Source organism: Hydrogenimonas cancrithermarum (assembly GCF_030296055.1).
Classification (GTDB): Bacteria; Campylobacterota; Campylobacteria; order Campylobacterales; family Hydrogenimonadaceae; genus Hydrogenimonas; species Hydrogenimonas cancrithermarum.
Genome location: NZ_AP027370.1, coordinates 834,435 through 848,196, shown reverse-complemented (window position 1 = coordinate 848,196; position 13,762 = coordinate 834,435). Strand labels below are relative to the sequence as shown.

General features: G+C 52.8%; 14 protein-coding genes and 1 tRNA gene. 13 read left to right on the top strand and 2 right to left on the bottom strand.

The features are described 5' to 3' along the window. Nucleotides 1–21 precede the first annotated feature (21 nt). Both sppA and mqnF read right to left on the bottom strand, forming a co-directional pair. Nucleotides 22–894 carry a signal peptide peptidase SppA gene (gene sppA / locus QUD54_RS04305; protein WP_286337730.1) on the bottom strand — a complete coding sequence of 291 codons (873 nt, stop codon included), beginning with the start codon at nucleotides 892–894 and terminating at the stop codon, nucleotides 22–24. Beyond that, entirely contained in the window at nucleotides 887–2,101 is a 1,215-nt protein-coding gene (gene mqnF / locus QUD54_RS04300; RefSeq protein ID WP_286337729.1) for an aminofutalosine deaminase family hydrolase, read from the bottom strand. Before mqnF ends, sppA begins: the two co-directional genes overlap by 8 nt. 77 nt (nucleotides 2,102–2,178) lie before the next feature. Between mqnF and aroQ the strand changes: the two genes are divergently transcribed. From aroQ to lepA, 13 genes are all read left to right on the top strand, one after another. Then, nucleotides 2,179–2,664, top strand: a complete 486-nt coding sequence (gene aroQ, locus QUD54_RS04295; protein WP_286337728.1) for a type II 3-dehydroquinate dehydratase — start codon at nucleotides 2,179–2,181, stop codon at nucleotides 2,662–2,664. Beyond that, nucleotides 2,664–3,689, top strand: coding sequence for an aminopeptidase P family protein (locus QUD54_RS04290; RefSeq protein ID WP_286337727.1), 1,026 nt, complete (start codon nucleotides 2,664–2,666; stop codon nucleotides 3,687–3,689). Before aroQ ends, QUD54_RS04290 begins: the two co-directional genes overlap by 1 nt. Further along, nucleotides 3,689–4,174, top strand: a complete 486-nt coding sequence (folK, locus tag QUD54_RS04285) for a 2-amino-4-hydroxy-6-hydroxymethyldihydropteridine diphosphokinase (protein WP_286337726.1) — start codon at nucleotides 3,689–3,691, stop codon at nucleotides 4,172–4,174. Before QUD54_RS04290 ends, folK begins: the two co-directional genes overlap by 1 nt. Next, a complete protein-coding gene (gene flhF, locus QUD54_RS04280) occupies nucleotides 4,171–5,496 on the top strand; it encodes a flagellar biosynthesis protein FlhF (RefSeq protein WP_286337725.1) in 1,326 nt (441 codons plus the stop codon). Before folK ends, flhF begins: the two co-directional genes overlap by 4 nt. Continuing rightward, a complete protein-coding gene (locus QUD54_RS04275; protein ID WP_286337724.1) occupies nucleotides 5,493–6,362 on the top strand; it encodes a MinD/ParA family protein in 870 nt (289 codons plus the stop codon). Before flhF ends, QUD54_RS04275 begins: the two co-directional genes overlap by 4 nt. A 17-nt stretch (nucleotides 6,363–6,379) precedes the next feature. Next, nucleotides 6,380–6,706, top strand: coding sequence for a hypothetical protein (locus QUD54_RS04270; protein ID WP_286337723.1), 327 nt, complete (start codon nucleotides 6,380–6,382; stop codon nucleotides 6,704–6,706). Next, nucleotides 6,707–7,390, top strand: coding sequence for an RNA polymerase sigma factor FliA (locus QUD54_RS04265; protein ID WP_286337722.1), 684 nt, complete (start codon nucleotides 6,707–6,709; stop codon nucleotides 7,388–7,390). It abuts the gene before it with no gap. Nucleotides 7,391–7,394: 4 nt separating this feature from the next. Beyond that, nucleotides 7,395–8,474 (top strand): flagellar motor switch protein FliM, encoded by a 1,080-nt coding sequence (fliM, locus tag QUD54_RS04260; protein ID WP_286337721.1) that lies wholly within the window; start codon nucleotides 7,395–7,397, stop codon nucleotides 8,472–8,474. Next, on the top strand, nucleotides 8,467–9,336 hold the full coding sequence (fliY, locus tag QUD54_RS04255; RefSeq protein WP_286337720.1) for a flagellar motor switch protein FliY: 870 nt from the start codon (nucleotides 8,467–8,469) through the stop codon (nucleotides 9,334–9,336). Before fliM ends, fliY begins: the two co-directional genes overlap by 8 nt. A 346-nt stretch (nucleotides 9,337–9,682) precedes the next feature. Next, nucleotides 9,683–10,714, top strand: a complete 1,032-nt coding sequence (mnmA, locus tag QUD54_RS04250; RefSeq protein WP_286337719.1) for a tRNA 2-thiouridine(34) synthase MnmA — start codon at nucleotides 9,683–9,685, stop codon at nucleotides 10,712–10,714. Between the two features lie 45 nt (nucleotides 10,715–10,759). Next, a tRNA-Pro gene (locus tag QUD54_RS04245) sits at nucleotides 10,760–10,837 on the top strand. 131 nt (nucleotides 10,838–10,968) lie between these two features. Continuing rightward, nucleotides 10,969–11,898, top strand: a complete 930-nt coding sequence (locus QUD54_RS04240; protein WP_286337718.1) for a ribose-phosphate pyrophosphokinase — start codon at nucleotides 10,969–10,971, stop codon at nucleotides 11,896–11,898. Between the two features lie 8 nt (nucleotides 11,899–11,906). Next, on the top strand, nucleotides 11,907–13,700 hold the full coding sequence (gene lepA / locus QUD54_RS04235) for a translation elongation factor 4 (protein ID WP_286337717.1): 1,794 nt from the start codon (nucleotides 11,907–11,909) through the stop codon (nucleotides 13,698–13,700). Nucleotides 13,701–13,762 lie beyond the last annotated feature (62 nt).

Genomic DNA, 13,762 nt, shown 5'->3' with positions numbered 1-13,762 from the left:
GTTCGGCAGAGGAGTGGAAGTTTAGTTGATTGCCCATCCTTTCAACTGATTGACAAATGTTTTCGTCGATTCTTCGGCAAGGTTTTCTATATACTGTTCCCACTTGCTCTTCTCTTTCCAATGGGCCTCCTCGACGCCGCTCAACGTTTTTGTCAGCTCTTTCGCTTCCTTGATCGAGCCGATCTGATCGATCAGTCCGATCTCTTTCGCCTTTCGGGCGATGAAGATTTTGGCATCGGCAAATCTTTCGGGATGTTTCGGGTCAAGCCGGCGGGCTTTGGCGACGTCGTCGACGAACATTTGGTAGATATCCAGAACGTGGGTCTCTATCTCTTTGCGCTCTTCCGGCGTCCACTTTCTGAAAGGTGTTCCCGCCTCCTTGTATCGGCCCGCTTTGACGACCTGGGGTTTCACCCCGACCTTGTCGAGCAGTCCGCGGATATTCATCCCCTCCATAATCACGCCGATCGATCCGATCGTGGCGGCGGGATTGGCGACGATTTTATCGGCCCATATCGAAGCGTAGTAGCTTCCACTGGCCATCGTTCCCGCGGCGTAGGCTACGACCGGTTTTTTCTCTTTGAGGCGTTTGACGGCCAGTGAGATTTCTACGGAGGGGGCGACGGCGCCGCCCGGAGAGTCGACAAGCAGAAGAACCCCCTTGATGCTCTTCTCTTCGGAGAGCTCTTCAAGCTCTTTGACGATTTTGTCGGCACTCAGGATCGGTCCGAACAGGTTGACGGAAGCAAGATTCGGCGGTTTGACCGACTCCGTTCCCGCGGGAGCCAGAATCAGCAGTAGAATGAGCAGAAAAAGGAGCGATTTGAAGTATTTTTGAATGAAGTCGAGCGTAGCGGTAATGGGAGCGAAGAGTTTTTTGAAAAAATCAGACATGTTTTTCTCCTTGGATATAGAGATGTTCGACACGCTTTGTGTGAAGAATCAGCTGCAGGGGAAGCTGGCCGGGAGATTCTGGATCGTCGGGGAGCGGTGCGACGATAAGATCCGCCCAACGCCCTCTTTCCAAGCGCCCGACCGGAAGATCCAGTGCGTCTGCAGCTCTCGATGTCACCGCTTTGAGAAGTTCGAGTGAAATGTTCTCCAGTTCGGCATTGCAATGCATCATGACGGCTGCGCGCATTTCGTCCCAGAGGCTCAGAGATGTGTTGGAACTGAGGCCGTCCGTTCCGAGCAGCCAGGGTATCTGTAGTTCTTCCACCTTTTCCAGTTTCATCCGTCCACATCCGAGAAGCCGGTTGGAGCGAGGACAGTGGGTGATCGTGTGGCCATCTTCGGCGATCATTCGAAGCTGTTTCTCGTCGGCATGGACGGCATGTGTCAAGAGGGCACGTTTTCCTTTCAGAAGCTGCAGGAACTCTTCGGGAAAACAGAGCGGTGCAGTCTGCTTGAGAAAGTTTTCGAAAAAGGGTTTGAAGGGCCCTTCTCCTCTTTCAAGCCACGCTTTTTCGGCAGGTGACTCCATAAAGTGGGCCGACAGCGGCAGGTCGCCGTAATTTTTCAAAATCTTTTTGATCAGAACCGGGTGTACCGAGTAGGGGGCATGGATGGCGACGGCCGGGATGAACCGTTCCGAAGCCATCGTCCGACTCTCTTCGAGCCGCAGCTCAAAATCGGCATAGAGCGCATCGACGGCGGCGGGCTGCGAACCGATCGCCTCGTTGAAAAAGACAACACGCTGAGGTGCCGCCTTGCAGGCGCGCATCTCCTTCCCGTAACTGCTGACGGCTCCGAAGGTGGTTGTCCCGCTTGCAAGCATCGCATCGATCTGGCGTTTGTAGCAGCCCGCTTTGCACGCTTCGGTCAGTTCGTCGCGATGGGCGATGACGCTCTCGAGCCATTGCATGAAATCGCCGAACTTCAGATGGGTCGTATTGGCGCCGAATTCGAGGTGTACATGGGGGTTGACGAGTCCGGGCATCAAGACGGTGCGGCTGTCGAGTTCGAAAAACTTCGCGTTCGGATACTCCGCTTTCAACTCCTCCGGCGCACCGAGTGCGACAATTTTTTCATCGAAGGCGACGGCGCGGTCGCTTTGAACCGTTTCACCGTCGAATAGCCATTTCGCTGCTACGATTTTCATGAGGTATTCCATTTTTAGTGAAGATTATGGCAAAGATAGGTAAAATATCTCATAAAATTTTAAACCAAGGAAAAAGAATGAAAATCATGGTGATCCAAGGCCCCAATCTCAATATGCTTGGGGTTCGCGAACAGAATGTCTACGGACCGATGAAACTGGAGCAGATACATGAGCAGATGCGTGGGTTCGCGCAGCAAAACGGTGTGGATATCGAGTTTTTCCAGAGCAACCTCGAAGGGGAACTGGTCGACAAGATTCAGGAGTGTCTGGGCGATGCGGACGGCATCATCATCAACCCGGCAGCCTATACCCACACCTCGATCGCGATTCGCGATGCGCTGGCGGCCGTGGCGCTTCCTGCCATCGAAGTGCACATTTCCAACATCCACGCGCGCGAAGAGTTTCGCCACAAGAGTCTGATCGCTCCGGTATGCGCCGGACAGATCAGTGGCTTTGGCCCCTTCAGCTACCATCTCGCGATGGTCGCGATGCTACAGATTCTCAACGAAATCAAGGCGATGAAAGAGATGCAGCAAAAGCAGGCCGAGGGACAGCAGGCGTAATGATGAACTACATTCTCAGAGACGAAAACGCGATCTACTACGAGTGCGGCTACAGCAGCGACAATGCGGTTTTCCTTTCTCTGGGAAGCGAAAAGTGGCTCATTACCGACAGCCGCTACACTGTCGAAGCGAAAGAGCAGGTTCGAAACGCCGAGGTCATCGAAGCGAGCGACCTGCTCAAAGCGACGCGTTCGCTGCTTCGCAGCCATCGTGTCATGCGGCTCGTTTTTGATCCGAAAGATTGGACCGTACAGGGGCTCGAGGGGCTTAAACGAAAGCTTCCCCATACCCATTTCGCACCTCAACCCGATTTTTCGCATCAAAAACGCATCGTCAAGAGCGAGGAAGAGATCGCACTTTTGAAAAAGGCGGCCGAGCTGGGTCGCGAAGGATTCGACGCTTTCGCGAACTATCTCAACCTTTCCGGATGTGAAAGGCGGGAAAAGCGTCTCCATTTCGAAGCCAAAGCGGCGTTGAGCCACTACGGCGAATACGACCTCAGTTTCGATCCGATCGTGGCCATCAACGCCAATGCTGCCAAACCGCATGCGCTTCCGACCGATGTGGTGCTCAAAGAAGGGGATCTGCTGCTGGTCGATGCGGGGCTGAAATACAGGCGTTACTGTTCGGACCGAACACGGACGGTCCATGTGAAAGAGGGTATGACTTTTGGGGATGATCAGAAGTTCGCATCGCAAAAGATACAGAAGGCGTACGATTTGGTCCGAAAGGCACACGACATGGCGATCGAGAAGGCCCGCAGCGGCATGACCGGTGCGCAGATCGACCGTCTGGCGCGTGAAGTGATTGAAAAAGGAGGCATGGCCGAATACTTCGTCCACTCCACAGGCCACGGCGTAGGTCTCGACATTCATGAGATGCCCTACATCTCTGCACGCGGCAAGACGATCGTCGAAGACGGCATGGTCTTCACGATCGAACCGGGCATCTACATCCCCGGGGAGTTCGGCATCCGGATCGAGGATATGGTGTTGATGCGTTCAGGCAGGGCTGAAATATTGTGATGGAACTGCGTGACGAGAGGCTTTCGCTCATCGAGGCGAAATATTTCCCCGTCGTTTTCAGATCGCATGGCATGGCCCATCGGGCGGTCATTGGAATCGGTGGAAACGTCGGCGATGTCGCGGCACGGTTTGGGAGAGTCGTTGCCTATTGGCAGCGAAACGGCCGCGTACGCGTGTTGAAGACGTCGCCGCTGTTGAAGAATCCTCCGTTCGGTTTTTTGGATCAGCCCGATTTTCTCAATGCCGTCATGCTGGTTGAAACAAACCTGGATCCGCTGGCACTCATACGCTATCTGCTTTGGGTGGAGAAGCGCTTCGGTAGAAGAAGAACGTTCAAGAACGCTCCGAGGACACTCGATTTGGATATAATCTTTTACGATGATATGCGTTTGAAAACGATGCGGCTCGAAGTGCCGCATCCGAAGTTTCACGAGCGCGATTCAGTGATGATTCCGCTCCGATTTTTGAAGGACGGTAAAGTATGAAATTGATGACGTTCACGGCACCTACACCTGCACAGGCGCTGAAAGCGGCGCAGCAGGAGTGCGGAGAAGATGCCCTTGTCGTCAGCACCAAGCAGATACGCAAAAAGAGCCTCACGCAGCCCGCGTTGTATGAAGTCGTCGTGGCAATCGAAGATACGGTGCCGGATAACGAGGTTTCCTCCCGAAAGCGGAGGGAAAAGAGCCACCCGCGTAAAAAGACGACACGCGATGCACGCATGCTGGATGATCCTGAAGAGGTTCTTGTCAATATCTCCGAAGCTGCGCGCCAGATTTCCGAAATCGCCAATGTCTCCAGGCCGCAGCCGCAGAGCAGGCCGAGAGTGAAGGTGGAAGTCGAAGAGGAGCATGCTTCTGTCTCGGGCGGAAACAAAGAGATCGAAGAGCTCAAGGATATCAAGAGCGAGCTTCTCAAACTTGCGGACAAAGTCAAACTGATACAGAACATGGTCTGGGAGGAGAAGAGACCGGCTGGTTCGGGTACGATTCCCCCGGAGTTCGCCGAGATTTACCGCATCGCGAAAACGAGCGGGATGGATTCCCATCACCTGGACGAGATCATGCGGCTGACACTGGAACATATGCCGCTGCAGATGCGCGCTTCGAGCAAAACGGTTCGCCGCTATTTCCAGACGCTGTTGCGAAAGATGGTTCCTGTGCGTCTCGAGCGTGAACTTATACCGCCGCAGAAGAAGGTCATGATGCTGGTTGGGCCGACGGGGGTTGGGAAGACGACGACGCTGGCGAAACTGGCAGCCCGCTACGCCTACATGATGGAAAAGAAATACAAAGTCGGCATCATTACGCTCGATACCTACCGTATCGGGGCGGTGGAGCAGCTGATGCAGTATGCGAAGATGATGCGTATCGGGATCGAAGCGGTCGTCGATCCGCCGGAGTTCATCACGGCGCTTCAGACACTGCAACATATGGATATCATCCTGATCGATACGGTCGGCAGCAGCCAATACGACAAGGAGAAGATCGACAAGCTCCAGCAGTTTCTCTCCTCGCACACCGACGTCGGTATCGATGTCAACCTTGTCATGGGTGCGCCGACGAAGTTGGAGGATCTGCGTACGATCTATCGCAACTTCTCTCCACTCGGGATCGATACGCTGATCTTCACCAAACTCGATGAGACGCGTGGTTTTGGAAATATCTTTTCACTCGTCTACGAAACCGAAAAACCGGTCAGTTATCTCTCTATCGGGCAGGAGGTCCCGGATGATCTGATGTGCGCCGACAGTGACTATCTGGTCCAGTGCTTGATGGAAGGCGAAGCGAAAAGAGGTGATAAATGAGTACGCAGGCAAGCAAACTCGAAGCACTGATGGATGCGCAGCAACGTCCGGCCGGTGCGACCCGCGTTGTGGCGATAACGAGCGGGAAAGGGGGTGTCGGCAAAAGCACTCTGAGTGCCAATATCGCTTATGTCCTGGCAAGAAAAGGTTTCAAAGTCGGGATAATGGATGCCGATATCGGCCTGGCGAATCTCGATGTCATGTTCAATGTACGGGCTGAAAAAAACATACTTCACGTTCTCAAGGCCGAGGCCACGTTCGAAGAGATCATTCTTCCTCTCGAAGAGAATCTCTGGCTGATTCCAGGCGAAAGTGGTGACGAAATATTGAAATTTTCCGATGCGACGATCGTCAGCCGTTTTATCGATGAAGCACAAATGCTTGAAAACCTCGATTTTCTGATTATCGATACGGGTGCCGGTATCGGCGATACGATACAAATGTTTCTCAAGGCTGCCGATGACGTCGTCGTCGTAACGATACCGGATCCTGCGGCCATTACGGATGCCTATGCTATGGTCAAGGTCGTCAGCAGAATCAAAAACGATATTTTGATGATTATCAATCAGGTCAAAAGTGCGAAAGAGGGGCTGAAGATATTCGATACGATCAAAAAGGTGGCACTTGGGAATATCGGAGATCATCTGGAGCTGAAACTTTTGGGATCCGTTCGCAGCGATCCTTATGTCGCCCGCAGTGTCAAACAGAGGGTTCTGGTCTGCAAAGAGCTCTCCAATATCGCACCAGCCGGAGATATCGAGGCAATCGCCAAAGCACTTGGCGATAAAAAGGAACACAAAATGCTTGAAGGTCAAAAGGAGAGTGGCATCGGTATCTTTTTCAAAAAGCTGCTGGGGCAATTTTGATCTTGAACGGGGATGGAATGCGGGAGAACAATTTTATCGCTTTTTGGTTGGTGTTCGGATTTTTTATCGGGTTGATGATCGGTTTTTTCAGCCAGAACGATCCGTTCGACATCCTCTCTGTCGTGGTTTTCTCGACACTCTTTTTCTATATGATGGCACATGTGAGTATCGCACTCTTCGTGCGTTTCATGGAGTCTGGAAAAGTTCCTTTCGAGAAAGAGGCGTTTGACCAGAAGCTCGATTATTTCTACAATCAGCTTCTCCATCGTGAAGCGGAAGTGGATGCCAACTATGCCTATATCTCCAAAAACGACGGAACGGCAGATGCGCAGAAGGGGAGCTGAATGCTGATGAACAAAGGTTATCACGACCAGATTCGCCACTATCAGGATGAGCTCGCCGTTCGATATCTGCCGGCTGTCAAGGCGATGGCCTACCGTCTCAAAGAGCGCTTGCCCCGGTCCGTCGAGTTCGACGACCTCGTCAGTATCGGAGCCGAAGAATTGATCAAACTTGCAAGACGCTATGACAAGAACCAGAACGACTCCTTCTGGGGATATGGAAAAACACGTGTCTACGGGGCGATGCTCGATTATCTCCGTTCGCTCGACATTGTCAGCCGCGCCAACCGGAAATTGATCAAGATGATCGACGAAATTATCGCGCAGTATATGGACGAGCACGGTGTGGAACCGGAAAACAGTTATATCGCCGCTGTTTTGCATGAGGATGAACAGAAGATCAAAGAGGCGCGCCGTGTCGCCGCGATCTACAATGTTCTTCCCCTTGACGACCAGCTCGAGAGTGACCAGAAAGATACCTTTTCACAGATCGAACAGGAGGAGCTGATCGAGAAGATCAAGGAGATTCTCGAGACGATGCCGAGGCGCGATCAGCTCATTATGCAGATGTACTATTTCGAAGAATTGACCTACAAAGAGATTTCGGAGATTCTCGATATCACACCCTCGAGGATCTCCCAGGTGCACAAGCGTGTCATAACGAAAATCAGAGATAGCATAGGGTAGGAAGATGGCAGATATACTGAGCCAGGAAGAGATCGATGCGCTGCTCGAAGCGGTCGAAGATGAAGGAACTCCCGAAGCGCTCGAGAGCGAAGAGGAGGTTTTCGACCAGCGGCAGATCACGCTCTATGACTTCAAGCGCCCCAACCGTGTCAGCAAGGAGCAGCTGAGGGCCTTTCGCGGGATTCACGACAAGATGGCCAGGTCGCTTGCTTCCCAAATCTCGTCTGTGATGCGATCGATCGTCGAAATTCAGCTTCATTCGGTCGACCAGATGACCTACGGCGAATTTTTGATGAGCTTGCCGAGCCCCACCAGTTTCAACGTCTTTTCGATGAAACCGCTCGATGGCAGCGGCATTCTGGAGATCAACCCCTCCATCGCCTTTCCGATGGTCGACCGGTTGCTTGGCGGAACCGGCGAACCGTATGAGACGACACGGGAGTTCACCGATATCGAACTCAATCTGATGGACTCCATTCTGCGTATTATCATGGGAACCCTCAAGGAGGCGTGGGGACCGGTGATCGACCTCTATCCCAATATAGAATCCAAAGAGTCGAGCCCCAACGTCATTCAGATCGTCGCGCAAAACGAGATCGTCGTGATGGTGGTCATGGAGATCGTCATTGGCCATTCAAGCGGAATGATGAATATCTGTTATCCTGTCATCACGCTCGAATCGATTTTGAACAAACTCGGAAGCCGAGACTTCATGCTGACGGAAACAAGTGCGAAAAAGAGTCGAAACAAGGAACTCAAGGCACTCGTCGGCGGAGCGAAAGTGACGGTCAACGCCTTTTTGGGTGATGCTGAGTTGAGTCTGAGCGAACTTCTCGGCCTCAAACAGGGCGACATTATCCGGCTCGACCGCCCGGCTGACGACACGGCGGTGATCAATGCCGACGGCAAGGATCGTTTTATCGGCAAAATTGGACTGCGGCGCTTCAGAAAATCCCTCGAGGTGACCGAATTGATCGTCGATGAAAAAGATGAGGTCAAAAAGATTCTGCAGGAGATCGAACAGGAACGTCGGATGCGTCTGGCCAATACACTGAACGAGAACGAGGAGGTCGTCAATGGCTGATTGGATCGAACTGCTGGCACGCGAGACGGCCGCAACCATCGAAGGTTTGACGGGGCAGCGCCCCGATGTGAAATTCAAAGAGAAAGAGCCGGTAACGGATATTCCGAATGTCATCGCGCCAATGTCTTTGGTAACCATTCGTGTCACGGGTGAGTTGAACGGCAAGATGGCCATAGCGATCTCTCCGATGCTCGGTACGGCGCTTTCGGACATGATGCTCGGTGGTGAAGGCGAGAGCAAACCGACGATGGACAGTGATGACCTGGATGCGGTCAAAGAGATCGTCTCCAATATTTTCGGGGCCCTTGCGACGGCGATGAAGGCGCAAAAAGAGTTTCCTGAGCTCTCCTTTGAAGTGACAGAGATCAAATTTTACGAGGAAGGGGAGGATATCGACATCAGCGAGTATGCGACGCTGTTGGCCTACAACTTCTCTTTGGGTGTCATCAATGGCATTTTTATGACGCTGCTGGATGAGAATCTCATGCCGCTGGTCGATAAAGAGGATGCCTCTCGGCCATCTGCCTCCGCGGCGCCGGCCACACCGGCTGTGCCCGCTTCCGAAACGTCCGAAACGGTTCCCGTCGATCAGTCGGAGATGAAAAATATCGGCCTGATTCTCGATGTCAAGCTGCCGCTTCGTGTACGCATCGGAAGCAAAAAGATGCTTCTTAAAGACGTCCTTTCGATGGATATCGGATCGGTGATCGAACTCGATCAGCTGGCGAACGATCCTCTCGAAATTCTTGTCGACGACAAGGTTATCGCTTACGGCGAAGTAGTGATCGTTGACGGAAATTTCGGTGTTCAGATTACCCATATCGGTTCCAAACGGGATCGTCTAGAAACACTCAAGTCTTGATTTTTTGAAAAATAGATAGTATATTTACTTATACCAAATTTCTCCCAGCCAAACATCGTCACTTTAAACGAATGGTTTGCTTCATAAGACAAGAAAGCGTGTCGTAAGCGCTACGGACAGCTTCCAATGTACGCTGGTGCCACAATAGGGTGCAAAGCCATTCGCCCCTCGGGTCAAAAGCCGTCATCTGATTTCACTGAACCTTTTTGACGTGATTTTGGCTATACCTGCGAGGTTCTCTCTTGCAGCCAATGGCTTCTCTTTTGTTTTGAAGTGATAATGCATAGCCGGGACCGGTATTGGAATATCCCAGGATGGACTACATCCGATGAAAACGGTGAACGAAATGAAGAAAAAAGTACTTGTCGGAATGAGTGGCGGCGTCGATTCGACCGTCACGGCGAAACTGCTTCTCGATGCCGGCTACGAGGTCGAGGGTGTCTATATGAAGCTTCATGAAAAGCCGGGTTATCATGAAGAGAATTTCAGACGCGTTTTGCATGTTGCGGCGTATCTCGGTATCGAAGCGAAAATGCTCGATCTTTCGAAAGATTTCGAAGAAGCGGTCTACAAACCATTTGTCGAAAGTTATCGGCAGGGCTTGACACCCAATCCCTGTGCCAAATGCAACCGGCAGATCAAGTTTGGAAAGATGATCGAGTATGCCGATGAAATCGGAGCGGATTATCTTGCAACGGGACACTATGTGCGTCATGACGGCACCTATATCCTCGAAGCCCTGGATGAGACGAAAGACCAGAGCTATTTCCTTTTCGACATCGACAAAAAGATCATTCCCCGGCTTCTGTTTCCACTCGGTGAGTGGAGAAAAGAGGATGTCAAAGCTTATGCGGCGAAGATCGAGGCGCTGGAGAGTTTCGCGACCCAGAAGGAGTCGAGCGAAATCTGTTTCGTCGAAACGACCTATATCGACGTTTTGAAAAAACACATCCCCGTGGATATGCCCGGTGAGGTGCTGGATACCGAGGGCAATGTGATCGGACACCATAAAGGTTTTATGCACTACACGATAGGAAAACGGCGAGGATTTTTTGTCAAAGGTGCACACGAACCACACTATGTCAAAGAGATCCTGCCGGAAACGAATCAGATCGTCGTTACCCCGCACAGCGCACTCGAAGTCCGGCAAATCGAGATAGAAGGGGTGAACCTCATGGATGGCCGGAGAGAGTTCGCGTGTGACGTAAAGGTTCGTTACCGGACAAAAAGGGTGCCGTGCCATGTCGAGGTAAAAGAGGATGGTAAAGCGCTTGTCAAACTTTCCGAACCCGTTTTTGGCGTCGCTTCCGGGCAGGCTGCCGTGTTTTATGAAGATGATAGACTTTTGGGCGGCGGCTGGATTACCACTGCGGAATGATGTGAATTTAAGGAAAGGCAGGGTAAAATTCCACCCTGCATTGCGCGGGGTGTAGCGCAGCCTGGTTAGCGCGCCTCGTTCGGGACGAGGAGGTCGGAGGTTCGAATCCTCTCACCCCGACCATTAACATTTTTCAACGCATGAAATTCCATTTTAAACTTCCCAAAAAAATCCAACCTTTAACTTTTAATTTTTAACTCTCTAAGAGGCATCATTGGGTATAATCGCGCCAATAAAACAGTAAAAGGTTGCAGATGCGCGGATACAAAATTTTTGCGGGGACCGCTTCGGAGTCGTTTGCTGCGGAGATCAGCAAATATCTTGACGCACCGCTGAGCGGTGCCAATATCAGCCGTTTCAGCGATGGCGAGATCGGTTGTCAGATCAGTGAAAGCGTTCGGGGCCGCGATGTCTTCATCATCCAGTCCACGGGAGCGCCCTCGAACGACAATCTGATGGAACTGCTGATCATGACCGATGCGCTTCGCCGCAGTTCGGCCAAATCGATCAATGCCGTCGTTCCCTATTTCGGTTATGCCAGGCAGGACAGAAAAGCCGCACCGCGCGTGCCGATCACGGCGAAGCTGGTCGCCAACCTGATCGAGACGGCCGGCATCGACCGTGTGATCACGATGGATCTGCATGCCGGACAGATCCAGGGCTTTTTCGACATTCCGGTCGACAACCTTTACGGTGCAATTCTTTTCATCAACCACATCAAATCGAAAAATCTCGACGATCTTATCGTGGCGAGCCCCGATATCGGTGGCGTTGCACGGGCACGCTATTTCGCCAGCCGCCTCGGCGTCGATATGGCGATCGTCGACAAACGCCGCGAGAAGGCGAACGTGTCGGAAGTCATGAACATCATCGGTGACGTGGCAGGTAAAAATGTGGTTCTGGTCGACGATATGATCGACACGGCCGGCACCATCGTCAAAAGTGCCGCGGCGCTCAAAGAGCATGGCGCCAAAAGCGTTATCGCCTGCTGTACCCATCCGGTACTCAGCGGGCCGGCATACGAGCGCATCCGTGAAGGCGAACTCGACGAATTGATCGTCTCCGATACGCTGCCGCTCAAAGAGGCTTGCGACAAGATCACCGTACTGCCCGCCGCACCGGTCTTTGCCGAAGTGATCCGCCGTGTCTATCACAACGAGAGCGTTAATTCGCTCTTTTCATAAGGTTTTCTGTGCAGAAAAATATCCGTAACTTCTCCATTATCGCCCACATCGACCATGGCAAGAGTACATTGGCCGACCGGATTATCCAGGAGTGTGGGGCCGTCACCGAGCGGGAGCTCGGCACGCAAATGATGGACACGATGGATATCGAGCAGGAGCGTGGTATCACGATCAAAGCGCAGAGCGTTCGTCTGACCTACGTCAAGGATGGCCAACCCTATATTTTGAACCTGATCGATACCCCCGGCCACGTCGATTTCAGTTATGAAGTGAGCAAATCGCTCGCTTCGAGCGAAGGGGCGCTGCTGGTTGTCGACGCATCACAGGGCGTGGAGGCGCAAACCATCGCGAACGTCTACATCGCGCTTGAAAATGATCTGGAGATCATTCCCGTCATCAACAAGATCGACCTCCCCGCGGCGGACCCCGACCGTGTTGTCGAAGAGATCGAACAGACGATCGGGCTCGATTGCAGCGGAGCGATCTATGCCAGCGCCAAGACGGGGGAGGGGATTCGTGAACTGCTCGATGCGATCGTCGACCGTGTTCCTGCGCCGCAGGGTGATGAAGAGGCACCGACCAAAGCGATCATTTACGACAGCTGGTTCGACAACTATCTCGGTGCGCTCGCGCTCGTACGCGTCTTCGATGGCTCGATCAAAAAGGGACAGGAAGTACTCATCATGGGGACAGGCAAGAAGCACCAGGTGCTGGGCCTCACCTATCCCCATCCGCTCAAGCCGACCAAGACGAACGAGATCAAGACGGGTGAAGTCGGAATCGTCGTGCTGGGCCTCAAAAATGTCAGCGACGTCGCCGTGGGCGATACGATCACCGATGCCAAACATCCGACCAAGGAGCCCGTAGGCGGATTCAAGGAGGTCAGGCCCTTCGTTTTCGCCGGCCTCTACCCGATCGACACGGACAAGTTCGAAGAGCTGCGTGACGCGCTGGACAAACTGAAGCTCAACGACGCTTCTATCAGCTACGAGCCGGAGAGCTCCGTGGCGCTCGGTTTCGGCTTCCGAGTCGGCTTTTTGGGTATGCTCCATATGGAGGTGGTCAAAGAGCGGCTCGAGCGCGAATTCGGCCTCGACCTGATCGCGACGGCGCCGACGGTCGTCTACAAGGTCGAGCTGACCGACGGGACCGAAGTGGAGGTGCAAAACCCCAGCGAAATGCCCGACACCAGCAAGATCGAAAAGATCTACGAACCCTACGTCCGTGCGACGATCATCACGCCCAAAGAGTTTCTTGGCAACATCATCACGATGATGGCCGACCGCCGCGGGGTCCAGGAGAAGATGGAGTACCTGAACGAAGATCGTGTCATGTTGGTCTATGCCGTGCCGATGAACGAGATCGTCGTCGATTTCTACGACAAGCTTAAAAGCGCGACGAAAGGGTACGCCAGTTTCGACTACGAACCGATCGATTACCGCGAAGGCGACCTCGTGAAACTGGATGTGCGTGTCGCCGGAGATGTGGTCGATGCACTCAGTATCATCGTTCCGCGCGAAAAGGCACAATCCAGAGGCCGAGAACTGGTCAAGACGATGAAAGAGCTGATCCCTCGCCAGCTCTTCGAAGTGGCGGTGCAGGCCAGTGTGGGCAACAAGGTCATCGCCCGTGAGACGGTCAAGTCGATGGGCAAAAACGTCACCGCCAAATGTTACGGTGGCGACATCACCCGGAAACGTAAACTTCTCGAGAAACAGAAAGAGGGTAAAAAGCGGATGAAGGCGATCGGCAAGGTGCAGCTGCCGCAGGATGCCTTCCTTGCCGTCCTCAAAATAGACTGAGAATCGAGTGTTGAGGGCTGAGTGTTGAGAAAGCGGAAGGTATTTGTTCTCAGTACTCAAAA